We start from the raw sequence: 17,356 nt of genomic DNA, 5'->3' as shown, positions 1-17,356 counted from the left end.
GGGGTCCTCAAGGGGTCTCGGGGCCGGGGTTCGGCGAAGGATCGGGCGCGGTGGCGGCCTTGGCAGGTGCGTCGGCCGGCACGGCGGTGGCGGGCACCATGCGGCCCTGGCTCAGCAGCTCCACCTGGGGATGGTCGATGGCCTCGGTGGCGGCCTCCCATTGCACGCGCCAGGGCAGGCGCGCCAGCGCGCCGGTGGCGCCCGGCAGCACGCCGGCCTGGGGGTCGCCCAGCAGGGGCAGCAGCTGGGCCTTGTAGGCCACCTGGGCGTAACGGGCATCGGCGGGCGTGGCGCCCAGCAGCGCCGCGGCCACGCCGTGCGGCGCTGCCTCGCCGTCCCCTTCGATCGACCAGGCCTGCAGCAGGGCCGACAGGTCGCCCAGCTCGCTCGGCAGCGCCACGGCGGTGAGGTTGCCGGCCGGCGCCGGCTGCGCGCCGGGCAGTTCCTCGGCCGGGCCGGCGACGGGGCGGTCGCGTTCGAACTCGGCCTCGGTCACGTCCAGCAGTTCGTGCGGGGCCAGGGCCGACAGGCCGGCAGGCACGCCCAGGGCGCCGTCCAGCAGCGCATGGGGCGAGCGCACGGTCTGCAGCCAGCGCTTGACGTCGGTGCTGGTGATGCCGGTGGTGCCCAGGGTCACGCGCTGGCGGTCCACCTGCTGCAGCGCGCGGTTGAACTGGCTGGCCATGGCCAGCAGCCGCGACTGGGCCTGCCCAAGCCCGCGCGCGGCGCGCTCCAGCGCGATGTGGCCGTGCGCGTGGCCGATGATGGCGGTGATGGCCTCGGAGGCGCGGTCGATCAGCACCGCCGCGCGGTCGTAGCGCTGGCGCGCGGCGCGCAGGCGGAACTCCGACCCGCTGGCGATGGCATCGGCGAACTCGCCGTGCAGCCGGGTGAGCTGCGCCTGCAGCAGCTGCACCTGGCCCGCATCGAGCGCGCCGAGCTGGTTGGCGCCCACCACCTGGCCGAGCAGCGCGGCCAGCTCGCCGCCATCCTCGTCCCCGCCGCCGTCGCTGGCCAGGGGCGCCAGCAGGCCGGCCACGCGCTGCGCGAGCGGCGGCAGCGCATAGGTGCGGGCGCTGTCGTCCCAGGCCAGCAGGCCCACGTCGCGAAAGCGCTTGAGCACGGTGTCCAGCGCCTCCGGGCGCAGGGCATGGAAGATCTCGTCGATGCGCTCGCGCGCCAGCGTGGCCTCGCCCTGGCGCGCCAGTTGCAGGAAGGCCCACAGCCGCAGTTGCACCAGCGCCGCCGGGCCGTGGAACAGCCCGCTGAGCGCCTGGGTGACGGCCTGCTCGCGCGCAATGCGCCACAGCAGGGCGGAATCGCCCGCCGCATCGGCATCCCGGAAAAAGTCGAACAGCCCGCCCTCGTTCTCCGCCCCTCCAGGCCACGGCGCCTCGGCCGCCAACACAGTGCTCTCCATGCCGTCCTGTTCAGTGTTCCGTCGTCATTCGAAGGCCAGTTGCGCCAGCGCGGCGACCGAAGCGGTCTCGGCCCGCAGAACACGCGCGCCCAGACTGGCCGGCGCGAAGCCGTGGGCCAGCGCCAGGTCTTCCTCCTGCGCGGTCAGCCCGCCCTCGGGGCCGTGCAGCACCTGCACGCGGCCGGCGCTGCCGACCGCCTCGCGCAGCGGTCGCGAGCCGTCCCGCAGCGACAGCACGAGGCGCGCCAGGCCGCCCTCCGCCGTATGGACCTGGGCCGCCTGCGCGCGCAGCCAGTCGGCCAGGGCCAGCGGGGCATGCACCTCGGGCACCCGGTTGCGCCCGCACTGCTCGCAGGCCGCCACGGCGATCGCCTGCCAGTGGGCCTGGCGCTTTTGCGCGCGCTCGCCCGACAGTTTCAGCACGCTGCGCGCGGCGGCCACCGGCTGGATGCTGGCCGCGCCCAGTTCGGCGGCTTTCTCCACGAGCCAGTCCATGCGCTCGTTGGCCGGCATGCCCACCACCAGGTGCACGGCGCGCGCGGCCTCGCGCTCCACGGGGTCGTGCGCGCCGACCTCCACGTCCACATCGGAGCGGCCCATGCGGGTGATGGTGGCGGCGTATTCGCCCCCGCGCCCGTCGAACAGCGTGATCGCGTCGCCGGGCTGCAAGCGCAGCACCTGCACGTGGCGCGCGGCCGAGGGCGGCAGCGCCAGCGCGGCGCCGCCCGCCAGGGGCAAGGGGCAATGGAAACGGGGCATTTGCTACTATTTTTATAGCTACACGCCCTAGTACTGATTGCGGCGGTAGCGGTTTTGACTCAAACTCTTCCGAAAGCGAAGCCGGTGGCTTCCTGCGTGCCTTCGATCTCGTCCACCAGCCGCAGCAGCGGCTTGAGCTCGCGGTAGCGGCTGGCTGTCGAGCGGATGTAGCCGATGAAACGCGGCGTGTCCGCCAGGTACTTGGGCTTGCCGTCGCGCAGCGTGATCCGCGCGAAGATGCCGGCCACCTTCAGGTGCCGCTGCAGGCCCATCCATTCGACCGCGCGGTAGAACTCGCCGAAGTCCGCGCCCCAGCCGCTGGCGCTCGCCGCACCGACCAATCCCGACTTTCGCGCCTTTTCCCAGTAACGCACGGTAATGTCGATGACGAAATCCTCTTCCCAGCTGATGAACGCATCGCGCAGCAGACTGGCGATGTCGTAGGTGATGGGCCCATACACGGCGTCCTGAAAATCCAGCACGCCCAACGGCCCGCCCGCCGGGGGCGCCATGAGGTTGCGCATCATGAAGTCGCGGTGCACGAACACGCTGGGGGCTTCCAGATTGTTGGCGACCAGCACGTCGAAGGTCTTGGCGAGCACGCCCTGCTGCGCCTCGGTGAGCGCCACGCCGCGGTGGCGCGCCAGGTACCAGTCGGGAAAAAGGGCCAGTTCGCGCCGCAGCAGGGCCTCGTCGTAGAGCGGCAGCACGCCGGGGCGCGAGGCCTGCTGCCATTGCAGCAGCACGTCGCTGGCCTGCAGGTACCAGGCGTGCGCCGCCTCGGGCGCCGTGGGGTCGAGCCGCTCGATAACCGTCTGCGCGCCCAGGTCGGACAGCAGCATGAAGCCGTGGGCCTCGTCCCAGGCCAGCACCTCGGGCACGTGCAGGCCCGCGTCGGCCATCAGGCGCTGCACGTGGGCGAAGGGGCGGCAGTCCTCCTTGTCCGGCGGGGCATCCATCACGATGCGGCTGGTGCCGTCGGCGGCGTCAATGCGCAGGTAGCGGCGAAAGCTCGCGTCCGCCGAGGCGGGGCGCAGGCTCGCGGGGCGCAGGCCGTGCGTGGCGGCCAGCGGCGCCAGCCAGGCCTCGAACGCGGTGCGGCGGGCGGCGTCGGGCCAGGCGACGGCGGGAAAGGCGGGAGCGGCAGCCGCAGCGCCGGCCGGGGCCGGATCGGCCACGATGGGGGAAGGAGGGTGGCTCATGGATAATCCGATTTTACAAACCCGGCCTGCCCGGACCGGGTGGCCTGCGGTGCCTGCTCCGCGCCGCCGACCGGCTGATTCCATGGACATCCCTTCCTTGCCCGATCCGTTCCGACCGACGCCCCCCTTCCTGCCCGCCCGCCGCGGCGCTGCGGCCCGCCGTCCCTCGGCGCCCGCGTTCGAGCGCCGCGCGGTGGCCCGCCTGATCGCCTGGATGCTGTGCGGCGCGCCCCTGGCAGCGCTCGCCCAGTCGGAGGCGGAGCCCGGCGCGCCGGCCGTGCCCGAGGCGGCGCCCGCCCTGCGCGCCAGCCCCCTGCTGCAGGAAAAGATCCCCGAAGCCGTGCGCCCGCAGCTGCCGATCTTCGTGAAGGGCGACAGCGTGACCGGCCAGCCGGACATCAACGCCATCGTCGAAGGCAATGCCGAACTGCGCCGCGGCGACACCATCATCCACGCCGACCGGCTGGAATACGTGGTGCCCGACGACCTCGCCAAGGCGCGCGGCCAGGTGCGCATCAACCGCGCGGGCAACGTGTACGAGGGCTCGGAGCTGGAACTGCGGGTCGACGCCTTCTCGGGCTATTTCGATGCCGCCAACTACCGCTTCCTGATGAACGGCGCCCACGGCGAAGCCAGCCGCGTGGACTTCATCGACCGCGACCGCTCCGTGGTGCACAACGCCACCTACACCACCTGCCAGAAGAACGACGAAGCCACCTGGCAACCCGACTGGGTGCTGCGCGCGCGGTCGATCCGCATCGACAACGAAGAGCAGGTGGGCACGGCCGACGGCGCGGTGCTGGAGTTCAAGGGCCTGCCCATCCTGCCCATCCCGCACATCACGTTCCCGCTGTCCGACCGCCGCAAGTCGGGGCTGCTGCCGCCCACCGTGGCCATCGACAACGTGAGCGGCGTCGAGTACGCCCAGCCCTACTACTGGAACATCGCACCCAACCGCGACGCCACCATCACGCCCACCGTCATGTCCAAGCGCGGCGTGAACCTGGGCGGCGAATTCCGCTACCTGGAGCCCACCTACCGGGGCGAGTTGCGCGGCGATTACATGCCGGCCGACAAGCTGCGCGACCGCGACCGCTGGGGCTACGGCCTCAAGCACAGCGGCACGTTCGACACGCCGCTGGGCGGCCTGAACTTCAACATGGACGTGAGCCGGGTCAGCGACGACAACTACTGGCGCGACTTCACGCGCAACGTGACCGGCATGACCCAGCTCACCCAGCGCCTGCTGCCCGGCGACGCCACGCTGTCCTGGGGCAAGGACGACATGTCGCTCAGCCTGCGCACGCTCAAGTGGCAGACGCTGCAGGACGTGAGCGCGCCCATCGTGCCGCCCTACGACCGCATGCCGCAGCTGCGCTGGGGCTACAACCCCACCATGCTGCCCTACGGCCTGGATGCCAGCGTGGAGGCCGACTACACCAGCTTCCATGCGGACCGCTCCCTGACCGGCCAGCCCAACGCCCAGCGCAGCTACGCCATGGCGCAGATCAGCCGGCCGTTCCTCGCGCCGGCCGGCTTCGTGACCCCGCGCGTGCAGCTGCACGCCACGCAATACCAGTTCGACAGCCCGCTGGCCAACGGCCAGCGCAACGCGCAGCGCACGCTGCCCACGTTCAGCCTGGACAGCGGCCTGGTGTTCGAGCGCGATGCGCGCTACTTCGGCCGCAACTTCCTGCAGACGCTGGAGCCGCGCGCCTTCTACACCTACACGCCCTACCGCGACCAGAGCCTGCTGCCGGTGTACGACACGGCGGCGAACGACTTCAACTTCGCCACCATCTACACCGAGAACGGCTACGGCGGCAACGACCGCCTGGCCGACAACAACCTGCTCACCCTGGGCGTGACCACGCGGCTGCTGGACCCGGACGACGGCGCCGAGGCGGCCCGCTTCGGCATCGCCCAGCGGGTGCGGTTCTCCGACCAGAAGGTCGTGCTGCCCGGCGAGTCCACCGTCAGCGAACGGCTGTCGGACGTGCTGCTGGGCGCGGGCCTGAACTGGACGAAGCAGTGGGGTTTCGACTCCACGGTGCAGTACAACCCCAAGACGGGCCGCTCCATCCGCTCCACCGTGGGCGCGCGCTACAACCCCAGCGCCTACCGCGTCATCAGCGCCGCCTACCGCCTGCAGCGCGGCACCAGCGAGCAGATCGACGTGGGCTGGCAATGGCCCATCAACGACCTGTGGGGCGACAAGGGCCAGGACCTCGGCCCGGGCCGCGGGCAGGGCCCCGGCCGCTGGTACACCGTGGGCCGCCTGAACTACAGCATGCAGGACCGCAAGCTGGTGGACACCGTGGTGGGCTTCGAATACGACAGCTGCTGCTGGGTCGGCCGTGTGGTGCTCGAGCGCCTGCAAAGCAGCGTGACCACGGCCAACACCCGGCTGCTGTTCCAGATCGAGTTCGTGGGCTTTTCCCGCCTCTCGCTCGGCTCCAACCCCCTCACCAGCCTGAAGCAGAACATTCCGCGCTACCAGTACCTGCGCGAGCAGACCAGCACGCCCAGCCGCTTCACCAATTACGACTAACCCGACACCTGCCAACCACATGAACCATCGCGCTTTCACCCTGGGCCTGGTGTGCCTGGCCACCCTGGCCTCCCTCGCACCCGCGGGCGCCTCCGCGCAAGGACTGCGCGCCTCGGGCGCTGCCAGCGGCACCGGCGGTACCGGGCTGTCCTCGCGCGCCCTGCCGCCCGTCACCGTGCCGGACGCCCGCACCGGCGCGGACCGCAGCGGCATCCGCCAGGCCGACTACATCGTGGCCGTGGTCAACACCGCCCCCATCACCAACAACGAGGTGCAGACCCGCGTGGCCCGCGTCGAGCAGCAGCTGGCCGCCCAGGGCGGCGAGCGGCCGTCCCGGGACGTGGTGGCGCGCGAAGTGCTCGAGCGCGTGATCAATGAAAAGATCCAGGTGCAGATGGCCAACGAGAGCGGCATCAAGGTGGACGACATCGCCGTCTCCCAGGCCGAACAGTCGGTGGCGCGCCAGAACAACGTGAGCCTGGAGGAAATGCACCGCCGCCTCGCGATCGACGGCATCAGCAAGGACCGCTTCCGCGAAGAACTGCGCAACCAGCTGCTGGTGCAGCGCCTGCGCGAGCGCGACGTCGAAGCCCGGGTGCGCGTGAGCGACCTGGACGTGGACCAGTACCTGCGCGAGCAGCAGTCCGCCTCCGATCCCGCCAAGGTCGAACTCAACCTGGGCCACATCCTGGTGCTCGTGCCCGAGAACGCCAGCCCCGAGGTCGTGGAGCAGCGCCGTCTGCGCGCGCAGCAGGCGGCCGACAAGGTGCGTGCCGGCGACGATTTCGGCAAGGTGGCGCGCGAGTTCTCCGATGCGGCCGAGGGCGCCTCCGGCGGCCTGCTGGGCCTGCGTCCGGCCGACCGCTACCCCGAGCTTTTCGTGCGCTCGACCCAGCAGACGCCCGTGGGCGGCATCGTCGGCCCCGTGCGGTCGCCAGCCGGGTTCCACGTGCTGAAAGTGGTGGAAAAGACCAATGCCGCCGCCCCCACCGTGGCGGTGCAAAGCCATGCGCGGCACATCTTGCTGCGCGCCAATCCGCAGCTGACCGAGACCGCGGCGGCCGCACGGCTGGCCGACTACCGCCGGCGCATCCTGGCGGGCCAGGCGGACTTCGCCACGCTCGCGCGCGAGAACTCGCAGGACGGCAGCTCCAAGCAGGGCGGCGACCTCGGATGGGCCAGCCCGGGCCGCTACGTGCCCGAGTTCGAGGAAGCGCTCAATGCGCTCAAGCCCGGCGAGATCAGCGAGCCCATCGTCACGCGGTTCGGCGTGCACCTGATCCAGTTGCTGGAGCGCCGCGAGGCCAAGCTCACCCAGCGCGAGCAGCGCGACATGGTGCGCGACGTGGTGCGCGAAAAGAAGCTGGACGAGGCCTACGCCACCTGGGCCCAGGAAGCCCGGGCCCGCGCGTACGTGGAATACCGCGATCCGCCGCAATGACGCGCCGCCTGCCTACGCGCCTTCGCCGCGCAGCGCCATGAAGCACATCCCGCGCAAGCGCTTCGGCCAGCATTTCCTGTCGGACCACGGCATCATCGATGCCATCGTGCGCGCCATCGGCCCGGAGCCGGGCCAGCCCATGGTGGAGATCGGCCCCGGCCTGGCCGCCCTCACGCAGCCGCTGGTCGAGCGCCTGGGGCGCCTCACCGTGATCGAGCTGGACCGAGACCTGGCAGCGCGGCTGCGCCTGCACGGCCAACTGGACGTGATCGAATCCGACGTGCTGAAGGTGGACTTCGCCCAGGTCGCCCAATCGCTGAACGCGCCCAAGGTGCGCGTGGTCGGCAACCTGCCGTACAACATCTCCACGCCCATCCTGTTCCATTTGCTGGAGCAGGTGCATGTCATCGAAGACCAGCACTTCATGCTGCAAAAGGAAGTGATCGACCGCATGGTGGCGAGCCCCTCCACGGGCGACTACGGGCGGCTGTCGGTCATGCTGCAGTGGCGCTATGCGATGGAGGATGTGCTGTTCGTGCCGCCGGAAAGCTTCGATCCGCCGCCGCGCGTGGACAGCGCCGTCGTGCGCATGGTGCCCTATGCCTCGCCGGCCGCCGTATCGCCGGCGCTGCTGTCGGAACTGGTGCAGGTGGCCTTCAGCCAACGCCGCAAGCTGCTGCGGCACACGCTGGGCCGCTGGCTGCAGGAGCGCGCCTTCCCGGGCACCTTCGATACCCAGCGCCGGGCCGAGGAAGTGCCGGTGCATGAGTACGTGGCCCTGGCTCAGTCACTGCACCCTGCCTGAGCGCAGGCGGTGCAATGCGGGGACCGGGCCACCCGGCCCCCTGCACTGAAAAGGGTCAAGCGCGGCAAGCATTGGCCTGAGGGCCTCGCCTGCTGCGCACTACCGCCTGGGATCAGGCGGCGGCAAGCCAATAACCCGCGTTGAACGGGCTGCTCATGCGCAGCGCCAGGGGCGATACGTCGACGAGCTTGTCGGTCGGCATTTTTTCCGCGGAAGGATCGACTGCAATTTCAATGGGCTGCGCTGCGGCGGTCTCGTTAGCCTCGTTCGCCCGTTCTGCCTGGCTGGTGGATGCAGAACGGGCTACAGAAAAGAATAGAAACACCGGAACGGTATCTTTCGATCGCTCCAGTAGTCCGCCGCTTCCCGGAAGATGTCGAGCAACTGCTCGCGTGCTTCCTTGTCGAACTTCACCGTGGTCGGGATCTGCTCCAGCACCACGATGAAGCCCGGTTGCGGGCCCGATTTATGCAATGGGTCCGTCATGCAGTCGTACAGCGCGTCGAAATTCTTTCCGAAGTGCGCCGGGAACATGAACTGGCCTGCGATCAGGTCCAGCACGTCCTGTTTGGTTTGTGCGTGTGCAAGGTTGGCGTACAGGAAGTGTTGGCCGAGCGCCTTGGCCGACTCTTGCAGGTCTTGCACGCGAAAAGCGCGAATAGACTGCACGATGTTGGGGCGCACGCCACGCAATGGGTTTTCCTGATCGTTACGAAGTGGCATTTCCATCTCCGCTGCTCTTTCTTTATGTAGTCACCAATGAGGAATATCCGGAAGTTCGGTCCAGCGGCCCGCCACCAAGGCGGGGGGCCGACAGGCGGGCAACCGATCGCGGCAATGCCGGCGAGCGCTTTTGGCGTCCAGCGTCATTCAACAATTTTTCGAAAGCTCGCGTAGTGGTCGCCGGTGTAGTAGCAGGCATCGGGAACGCGGGGCGCTCCTCCGCACACGATGCGCCGGGCACCACGGTTTTTCGCACCCGGCGTTCTGACGGTGTATTCGCGGTAATAGCCCCGTTTTTCCGGGGGCAGCAACCGTTCGCGATTGCCGAACACCGAACCATCCTTGTCGTAAGGAAATGGTCCACCTTCGCGGATGAGCCCGTAGGTTGCCCGCCCTTGCGGGGGCAACTCGGCCAGTGCGATGGTGGTCACTCCGTCGGAAGACGGGGGTTTTCGGGCCTGTCCCGTGGTCGGAACCAGAACGAACGCGGCACCCAGTACGCACGCAAGACCTGTCTTGTACGCCTGGATGGCGATAGCCTTCAGCATCAACTACACCTTTCAGAAACTACGGGTTTACCCGAAATTTCGAGCCGTTAGTTTGACTTAATCGCCCCCAAAAAGCAAGCGCCTGCCCAATAAATGGGCAGGCGCTTTCAAGGCCAAACGCGTCTAAAAGTTAGCGCTTGCTACGTCATCACCGCTCTACCGGGAGGCATTTGCATCAGCCACCGTGAGTGCCGTCATGTTGACGATGCGGCGCACGGTGGCGCTGGCTGTCAGGATGTGCACCGGTTCCGCCGCGCCCAGCAGCACGGGGCCGATGGCGATGCCGCCGCCGGCCGCCGTCTTGAGCAGGTTGTAGGAAATGTTGGCCGCATCGATGTTGGGCAGGACCAGCAGGTTGGCACTGCCGGCGAGCGTGCTGTGGGGCATGACCATGGCACGCTGGGCCGCATCCAGGGCGACATCGCCGTGCATCTCGCCATCCACTTCGAGCCACGGCGCCTGGATGCGCAGCAGGTCGAGGGTCTGGCGCATCTTGACGGCGCTCGGCTGGTTGCTGCTGCCGAAGTTGGAGTGCGACAGCAGCGCGGCCTTGGGCTTGATGCCGAAGCGCATCATCTCTTCGGCCGCCATGACGGTGATCTCGGCCAATTGCTCGGCCGTCGGGTCGTAGTTGACGTGCGTGTCTACCAGGAACACCTGCCGGTCGGGCAGCAGCAGGCCGTTCATGCAGGCGTAGGTGTTCACGCCGGCGCGCTTGCCAATCACCTGGTCGATGTAGTTCAGGTGCAGCGCCGTGTGGCCCCAGGTGCCGACGATGAGGCCATCGACCTCGCCCTTGTGCAACAGCATGGAGCCGATCAGCGCCAGGCGGCGGCGCATCTCGATCTTGGCGATGGGCACCGTGATGCCCTTGCGCTCGGTCATGCGGTGGTAGGTCTGCCAGAAGTCGCGGTAGCGGTGGTCGTTCTCGACGTTGACCACGTCGTAGTCCACGCCTTCCTTCAGGCGCAGGCCGAACTTCTCGATGCGCTGCGCGATGATGGACGGGCGCCCGATGAGCGTGGGCCGTGCGATCTTTTCGTCCACCACGATCTGCGCGGCGCGCAGCACGCGTTCTTCCTCGCCCTCGGCATAGGCCACGCGCTTCTTGGCAGCCGTCTTGGCGGCGGTGAAGATGGGCTTCATCGTGGTGCCGGAGGCATACACGAACGTCTGCAGATGGTCGCGGTACGCGTCCATGTCGGTGATCGGGCGCAGGGCCACGCCGCTGTCGGCAGCGGCCTGGGCCACGGCCGGGGCGATCTTCATCATCAACCGTGGGTCGAACGGCTTGGGGATCAGGTATTCGGGGCCGAAGGCCAGCGGCTCGCCCACGTACGCGGCGGCCACCACCTCGCTCTGCTCGGCCTGGGCCAGCTCGGCGATGGCGTGCACGGCGGCGATTTCCATCTCCAGCGTGATCGTCGTCGCGCCGCAGTCCAGCGCGCCGCGGAAGATGTAAGGGAAGCACAGGACGTTGTTGACCTGGTTCGGGTAGTCCGTGCGGCCGGTCGCCATCACGACGTCGCCGCGCACGGCGTGGGCGTCTTCGGGCGTGATCTCGGGATTGGGGTTGGCCAGCGCGAAGATGACCGGGCGCGCGGCCATCTTGGCCACCATGGCGGGCTTGAGCACGCCGCCAGCGGAGAGGCCCAGGAACACGTCGGCGCCCTCAATGACTTCGGACAGGCTGCGGGCTGCGGTCTTCTGGGCGAACAGGATCTTGTCCTCGTCCATCAGCTCGGTGCGGCCCTCGTAGACCACGCCGGCCAGGTCGGTGACGAACACGTTCTCGCGCTTCAGGCCCACCTTCAGCAGCAGGTTCAGGCAGGCGAGTGCTGCGGCACCCGCGCCCGAGGTGACGAGGCGCACGGAACCGATGTCCTTGTTCACCACCTTCAGGGCGTTGAGCATGGCGGCGGCCACCGTGATGGCGGTGCCGTGCTGGTCGTCGTGGAAGACGGGGATGTTCAGCCGCTTGCGCAACTCGCGCTCCACGTAGAAGCACTCGGGCGCCTTGATGTCTTCCAGGTTGATGGCGCCGAAGGTCGGCTCCAGCGCGGCGATGACCTCGACGAGCTTGACCGGGTCCTTCTCGTTGATCTCGATGTCGAACACGTCCACGCCGGCGAACTTCTTGAACAGGACGCCCTTGCCTTCCATGACGGGCTTGGAAGCCAGCGCGCCGATGTCGCCCAGTCCGAGAACCGCCGTGCCGTTGGTGACCACGCCCACCAGATTGCCGCGGCTCGTGTACCTGAAGGCGGCGTTGGGGTCCTTGACGATCTCCTCGCAGGGGGCGGCGACGCCGGGCGAGTAGGCCAGGGCCAGGTCGTGCTGGTTGACCATCTGCTTGGTGGCGGCGATCGCGATCTTGCCGGGCTTGGGAAACTCGTGGTACTCGAGGGCGGCACGCCGCAGCAAAGCACGTTTGTCGGGCGTCGGGTTCACCGGTGGGGTCTCGGACATCAAGGTCTCCAGCTCTGGAAGAGTGCCAGGCCGCGCCGCCAGGGCGCTTCGGGGCGGTTGTAGGTTCTTAGGGTGTGCGATTGTAGTCAGCCCGCCATCCAGACCCTGGTACGCAATTGTGCTTAATCCGGGTGAAACACCCGTGACCTGCGCCGCCCCGCCGCCCGTCCCCAAACGCAGCGCGCCGCTCAGGCCGGATCGAGCGGGAACACCGGCCGGCGCACGTTCCTGAACGGGAACAGCGCGTAGTTGGAGCTCGTCACCCCCGTGGGGCTGTCGCACTCGACCAGCGCGTGCGACAGCGGCACGAACACCGGGCGGCAGTACATGCGCGACTTGAGCAGCACGAAGCGGTGGGCCGTGGGGTCCAGGCCCACGCAGGAGAACACGCCCAGGTCCCACGGCTCGTGCGTGCGCTCGGTCACCACGATGCGCGCCGCGCCGGTATCGAACAGCACCGTGCGCCCCATGGCGCAGCGCTGGCCGGTGTAGATGGGGCCGGTCACGGTATATTCGCCATCGCTGATGGCCACCACCGTGCCCTCGACTGCCACGGGCGCCTTGGCCACGCCGAGCTGCGTGAGCGGCACCTTGTTGCCCAGCCGCACGGCGACGCGCGCGCCGACGCCGGCCGCCACCAGCTCGGCGACCGCCTCGGGATCGCACAGCGGGCCCACGGCGATGTCCTCCAGGCCGTTGGCGAGCGCCGCCTGCAGCACGTCCATCGCATCGCAGGTGCCGCCGGACATGCAGTTGTCGCTGTGGTCCAGCAGCAGCACCGGGCGGTCCGCGCCCACGGCCAGGGCCTGCGCGCGCTGCAGGGACTGGTCTAGCGGCTCGCTGTCGTAGACGAACTCGGCGCGCTCGCTCCAGATGGCGGCGGCGATGCGGTCGGCGGCCGCCTGGGCCGGTTCGGGATCGTCGGCCGGGGCCGTGACCACCACGCTCATGCACGGCGCCTCGATGTCGGCGAGCGAAAAGCCGGCGAACACCGTCACCGCCGGAATGCCGCCCCCCTCGGCCGCGCGGGCCGCGTCCACCGCGCGCAGCATGGCACCCTGCAGCGTGGTGCTGCGCAGCGTGTGGCCCATCATGGGCAGCGGGTGCCAGCGCACGGTGTAGCGCGCCTGGCCGTGCAGCATGGCCAGCAGCAGGCGCCCGGCGTGTTCGCCGGTTTCGTACATGTCGATGTGCGGGTAGGTCTTGAAGCCCACCATCACGTCGGCGTTGGCGACCATCTTGGGTGTGATGTTGCCGTGCAGGTCCAGCGCCACGCCGACGGGCACGCCAGGTGCGGCGGCCCGCACGCGCTCCAGCAGGTCGCCTTCGCCGTCGGGGCTGTTCTCGGCCACCATGGCGCCGTGCAGGTCCAGCAGGATGGCATCGCAGCCCGGGGCGGCATCCACGATGCGGCGGGTCAGTTCGTCGTAGGCCGCGGCATGCACCGGCCCGCTGGGGTTGGCCATGGCCGACACGGGCGTGACCAGCGTGGCGCCCAGCCCCTTGGCCAGATCGATGAACGCCGCCATGGCCGTGCGCATGCCCTCGTTCTCCTGCAGCGCCTGCGCGCCATAGGCGAGCGAAAAGGCCTCCAGCGGCGTGGGCACGGGCGAGAAGGTGTTGGTCTCGTGGTTGAGCCGCGCGATCAGGATCTTCATGCCGCCACCCCCGCGCTGCGCAGCATGGCCTGCAGCAGCACGTTGCAGCCGGCCTCCAGGTGCTCGGGCTTGGCGTCTTCGATCTCGTTGTGGCTGATGCCGTCCGCGCACGGCACGAAGACCATGGCGGTGGGCGCCAGGCGCGCCAGGTACACGGCGTCGTGCCCGGCGCCGCTCACCACGTCCATGGCGGTGTAGCCCAGGGCCTGGGCGTCGGCGCGCACGCCCTCGACCAGCGCCGGTGCGAAGGGCTGCGGCGGAAAGTACACGACCTGCTCCACGGCCACCGGCGTGCGGTGGGCCGCGCCGATGCGCTCGCAGGCGGCGCGCAGGGCCGCATCCATCTGCTGCAGCACCGCGTCGTCGGCGGCACGCAGGTCCACGGTCATGCGCACGCTGCCGGGGATGACGTTGCGCGAGCTGGGGAAGACGTCCAGCACGCCCACCGTGCCCCGCGCATGCGGGGCGTGGTCGAGGGCGATGCGATTGACCTCGGCCACCAGGCGACTCGCCGCCAGCAGCGCGTCGCGGCGCAACTCCATCGGCGTGGGACCGGCGTGGGCCTCCATGCCCTGCACGGTCACGTCGTACCAGCGCTGGCCCAGCGCGCCCTGCACCACGCCGATCACGCAGTCGTTGGCCTCCAGCACCGGCCCCTGCTCGATGTGCGCCTCGAAATACGCGCCCACCGCGGGCGTGGGAGCCGGCGTGCCGGCGTACCCGATGGCGGCCAGCGCCTCGGCCACGCTGGTGCCCTGTGCATCGCGCTGGGCCAGTGCATGTTCGAGCGTGAAGGCCCCGGCGAACACGCCCGAGCCCATCATCACGGGCACGAAGCGCGAGCCTTCCTCGTTGGTCCACACCGCCACCTCAATCGGGGCTTCGGTCTCGATGCCCGCATCGTTGAGGCTGCGCACCACCTCCAGGCCGGCCAGCACGCCGTAGTTGCCATCGAACTTGCCCCCCGTGGGCTGCGTGTCGATGTGGCTGCCGGTCATCACCGGGGGCAGGGCATCGTTGCGGCCCGCGCGGTGCGCGAACAGATTGCCGATGGCGTCGATGCGCACGCTGCAGCCGGCCTCGCGCGCCCAACGCACGAAGAGGTCGCGGCCTTCGCCGTCCAGCGCGGTGAGCGCCAGCCGGCACACGCCGCCCTTGGGGGTAGCGCCGATGCGCGCCAGGTCCATCAGCGATTGCCACAGGCGCACGCCGTTCACACGGGGCTGCAGGGCAGGAGAGAGGGTCTTCATGTCCACGGTGGTGATCCTGAAAGAGAAAGCAGAAGCAGAAAGCCGGTTTCGAACAGGCAGGCTCAGGCCAGGCCCACGCCCAGGTAGCGGTCCTTGGTGGCCTCGTCGGCCAGGAACGCGGCGTTGCCGGCCTCGTGCACGATGGCGCCCTGTTCGATGATGTAGTGGCGGTCGGCCAGTTGGGTGCAGACCTCCAGGTTCTGCTCCACCAGCAGGATGGCCACGCCCGCGGCCTTGATGGCTTGGAGCTGCGCCACGATCTCCTCGACGATCACGGGGGCCAGGCCCTCGACGGGCTCGTCGAGCATGAGCAGGCGCGGCGCGTTCATCAGGGCGCGGCCGATGGCCAGCATCTGCTGCTCGCCGCCCGACAGCTGCCCGCCGCCGTTACGGCGCCGCTCCTTGAGGCGCGGAAAGATGCGGTAGATGTCGGCCAGTTGCCAGGGCGACTGCTTGCGCAGGCCCAGCAGCAGGTTTTCTTCCACCGTCAGCAGCCGGAAGATGCCCCGGTGCTCCGGCACCAGGCACACGCCGCGCTGGGCGATGCGGTGCGCGGGCAGGCCCTGCACGTCGTCGCCCATGAAGCGCACGCGCCCCTGGCTGGGCGGCACCACGCCGCAGATGGCCTTGAGCGTGGTGGTCTTGCCCGCGCCGTTGCGCCCGAGCAGCGTGACCAGTTCGCCATCGTTCACGTGCAGGTCCACGCCCTGCAGCACATGGCTCTTGCCGTAGTGGGCGTGCAGCCCTTCGATCTGCAGGATCGTCATGCCTTGCCCCCGGTGATCATGTTGCCCAGATAGGCGCTGCGCACCCGCTCGTCGCTGCGGATGGCGTGCGGGTGCCCCTCGGCCAGCACGCGGCCCTGCTGCATCACGGTGACGGTGTCGGAGATGTCCATCACGATGTTCATGTTGTGCTCGATGAGCACCACGGTGTGCTCGTCCTTGAGGCCCTGGATCAGCCGCTTCATGTCGTCCAGGTCGTCGATGCCCATGCCCGAGGTGGGCTCGTCCAGGAAGATGGCCTTCGGCCCCGCCGCCAGCGCCATGCCCACCTCCAGCCGCCGCTGCTGCCCGTGCGAGAGGTTGCCGACCGGCGTGTCCGCATGGCGCTCCAGGCCCAGGCGCGCCAGCACACTGGCCGCCACGTCGGCGCGGGAGCGAACGCCCACGGGTGCGCTCCAGCAGTTCATGGCCTGCGCGGGCGCGGTGCCCTGCGCGGCCAGGCGCAGGTTCTCGCGCACAGGCAGGGTGAGGAACAGGCTGGTGACCTGGAACGAGCGGGCCATGCCGCGCTGCACGCGCCGGTGGTCGGGCTCGCGCGTCACGTCGTGGCCGTCGAACACGATGCGACCACCGCTCACGCCCTTGGTGCCGGTGAGCATGTGGAACAGCGTGGTCTTGCCCGCGCCGTTGGGGCCGATCACCGAATGCACGGTGTTCGCGCGCACCTTCAGGTCCACGCCCGAGAGCGCGGCGAACTTGTCGTAGCGCTTTTCCACGCCGATGGCTTCCAGCAGGATGGGTGCGGCGGTCATGCTTTGTCTCCCGTGCCGGCGGTGGTGGCGTTCGCGCCGCCCTGAAGGCCGCGCAGGCGCCCCCATGCGGATTCCAGCAGGCCCCACAGGCCGCGCTGCATGCCCAGGCTCACCGCCATCAGCACCACGCCCAGCAGCAGCAGCCAGCGCGGCCACAAGGTGGAGAGCCAGTCGCCCACGATGAGGTAGAAGGCCGAGCCCAGCAGCGAGGCCAGCAGGTTGCCGGTGCCGCCGATCACCGTCATCACCAGGATCATCTCGCTCGTGTGGTATTCGGCACTCGCCAGCGGGGCGATGCCGGTCATCATGGCGTGCAGCGCGCCGGCCAGGCCCGTCACTGCGCCCGAAATCACGAACGCCTGCAGCTTGAGCAGCCGCAGGTTGTAGCCGATGGCGCCCGCGCGCTCCTCGTTGTCGCGCACGGCCAGCAAGGTGCGCCCGAAGATCGACGCCGACACCTTCTGCAGCAGCCAGAAGGCCAGCAGGAACACCACCGCCACGAAGCCATAGTACTGCCAGGGCGACTGCAGCGGCCACAGCGTGAACCCGCCCACGGCCAGCGAGGGGCGCGGAATGTCCATCAGGCCGTTGTCCCCGCCCGTGAGACTGGGGAGGGAATAGGCCAGGAAATAGAACATCTGCGCGAACGCGAGCGTCAGCATCACGAAGTAGGTGCCGCGCTGGCGGATGGCCACCCAGCCCACCAGGGCCGCGCCCAGCGCGCCCGCCGCCACGGCGAGCGCCAGCGCGAGCGGCATGGGCAGCGGCCACCGCGTGAGCGTGAGGGCGATGGTGTAGCTGCCCAGCCCGAAGAAGATGCCCTGCCCGAAGGACAGCAGCCCCGTGTGGCCCAGCAGCAGGTTGCAGCCCATGGCCGCCAGGCCGTAGATCAGCACCTCGCTGGCGAGCGAGCCCGACTGCATGGTGAGCGGCATCGCCAGCACGAAGGCCAGGGCCAGCAGCAGGTGGAAGTGTTTGCGCAAGATCGTCATG

General features: G+C 69.4%; 15 protein-coding genes. 3 read left to right on the top strand and 12 right to left on the bottom strand.

The annotated features are described in order from the left end of the window. Positions 1-7: 7 nt before the first annotated feature. Genes AVAK2825_RS10330 through AVAK2825_RS10320 form a run of 3 tightly spaced genes read right to left on the bottom strand, consistent with a single transcriptional unit; the run spans position 8 to position 3,381 of the window. Positions 8-1,420 carry a hypothetical protein gene (locus tag AVAK2825_RS10330; protein ID WP_284397579.1) on the bottom strand — a complete coding sequence of 471 codons (1,413 nt, stop codon included), beginning with the start codon at positions 1,418-1,420 and terminating at the stop codon, positions 8-10. A gap of 24 nt (positions 1,421-1,444) precedes the next feature. Beyond that, complete coding sequence (locus tag AVAK2825_RS10325) at positions 1,445-2,179, bottom strand: 16S rRNA (uracil(1498)-N(3))-methyltransferase (RefSeq protein WP_284397576.1); 735 nt, start codon at positions 2,177-2,179, stop codon at positions 1,445-1,447. A 59-nt stretch (positions 2,180-2,238) separates the two neighbouring features. After that, a complete protein-coding gene (locus tag AVAK2825_RS10320) occupies positions 2,239-3,381 on the bottom strand; it encodes an aminoglycoside phosphotransferase family protein (protein ID WP_284397573.1) in 1,143 nt (380 codons plus the stop codon). 82 nt (positions 3,382-3,463) lie between these two features. Between AVAK2825_RS10320 and AVAK2825_RS10315 the strand changes: the two genes are divergently transcribed. From AVAK2825_RS10315 to rsmA, 3 genes are read left to right on the top strand one after another with little or no spacing between them, the layout of a single operon-like run. Further along, positions 3,464-5,932 (top strand): LPS-assembly protein LptD, encoded by a 2,469-nt coding sequence (locus AVAK2825_RS10315; protein WP_284397571.1) that lies wholly within the window; start codon positions 3,464-3,466, stop codon positions 5,930-5,932. A gap of 19 nt (positions 5,933-5,951) precedes the next feature. Further along, positions 5,952-7,373, top strand: coding sequence for a peptidylprolyl isomerase (locus tag AVAK2825_RS10310; protein WP_272566365.1), 1,422 nt, complete (start codon positions 5,952-5,954; stop codon positions 7,371-7,373). 37 nt (positions 7,374-7,410) lie between these two features. Continuing rightward, complete coding sequence (gene rsmA, locus AVAK2825_RS10305) at positions 7,411-8,178, top strand: 16S rRNA (adenine(1518)-N(6)/adenine(1519)-N(6))-dimethyltransferase RsmA (protein ID WP_284397523.1); 768 nt, start codon at positions 7,411-7,413, stop codon at positions 8,176-8,178. A gap of 112 nt (positions 8,179-8,290) precedes the next feature. Here rsmA and AVAK2825_RS10300 read toward each other — a convergent pair whose 3' ends face one another. From AVAK2825_RS10300 to AVAK2825_RS10260, 9 genes are all read right to left on the bottom strand, one after another. After that, positions 8,291-8,503: a hypothetical protein gene (locus AVAK2825_RS10300; protein WP_217640151.1), complete on the bottom strand. Its 213-nt coding sequence runs from the start codon at positions 8,501-8,503 to the stop codon at positions 8,291-8,293. Continuing rightward, positions 8,482-8,907: a barstar family protein gene (locus AVAK2825_RS10295; RefSeq protein WP_092742419.1), complete on the bottom strand. Its 426-nt coding sequence runs from the start codon at positions 8,905-8,907 to the stop codon at positions 8,482-8,484. Before AVAK2825_RS10295 ends, AVAK2825_RS10300 begins: the two co-directional genes overlap by 22 nt. Before the next feature lie 137 nt (positions 8,908-9,044). Continuing rightward, positions 9,045-9,449 (bottom strand): guanyl-specific ribonuclease, encoded by a 405-nt coding sequence (locus AVAK2825_RS10290; RefSeq protein WP_272566361.1) that lies wholly within the window; start codon positions 9,447-9,449, stop codon positions 9,045-9,047. Between the two features lie 156 nt (positions 9,450-9,605). Continuing rightward, positions 9,606-11,918, bottom strand: a complete 2,313-nt coding sequence (locus AVAK2825_RS10285) for an NADP-dependent malic enzyme (RefSeq protein WP_284397513.1) — start codon at positions 11,916-11,918, stop codon at positions 9,606-9,608. 188 nt (positions 11,919-12,106) lie between these two features. Beyond that, positions 12,107-13,576 carry a M81 family metallopeptidase gene (locus AVAK2825_RS10280; protein WP_284397510.1) on the bottom strand — a complete coding sequence of 490 codons (1,470 nt, stop codon included), beginning with the start codon at positions 13,574-13,576 and terminating at the stop codon, positions 12,107-12,109. Further along, positions 13,573-14,826 (bottom strand): Zn-dependent hydrolase, encoded by a 1,254-nt coding sequence (locus AVAK2825_RS10275; RefSeq protein ID WP_284397668.1) that lies wholly within the window; start codon positions 14,824-14,826, stop codon positions 13,573-13,575. The genes AVAK2825_RS10280 and AVAK2825_RS10275 overlap by 4 nt, the downstream gene beginning before the upstream one ends. Positions 14,827-14,888: 62 nt before the next feature. Then, on the bottom strand, positions 14,889-15,593 hold the full coding sequence (locus AVAK2825_RS10270) for an ABC transporter ATP-binding protein (protein WP_272550174.1): 705 nt from the start codon (positions 15,591-15,593) through the stop codon (positions 14,889-14,891). After that, positions 15,590-16,363: an ABC transporter ATP-binding protein gene (locus AVAK2825_RS10265; RefSeq protein ID WP_284397504.1), complete on the bottom strand. Its 774-nt coding sequence runs from the start codon at positions 16,361-16,363 to the stop codon at positions 15,590-15,592. Before AVAK2825_RS10265 ends, AVAK2825_RS10270 begins: the two co-directional genes overlap by 4 nt. Beyond that, positions 16,360-17,355 (bottom strand): branched-chain amino acid ABC transporter permease, encoded by a 996-nt coding sequence (locus AVAK2825_RS10260; RefSeq protein WP_284397501.1) that lies wholly within the window; start codon positions 17,353-17,355, stop codon positions 16,360-16,362. The genes AVAK2825_RS10265 and AVAK2825_RS10260 overlap by 4 nt, the downstream gene beginning before the upstream one ends. Position 17,356: the final 1 nt, after the last annotated feature.

Source organism: Acidovorax sp. SUPP2825, from assembly GCF_030158995.1.
Lineage (GTDB): Bacteria > Pseudomonadota > Gammaproteobacteria > Burkholderiales > Burkholderiaceae_C > Paracidovorax.
The sequence above is the reverse complement of the archived record's forward strand: the minus strand, read 5'-3'. Positions and strand labels throughout refer to the sequence as shown.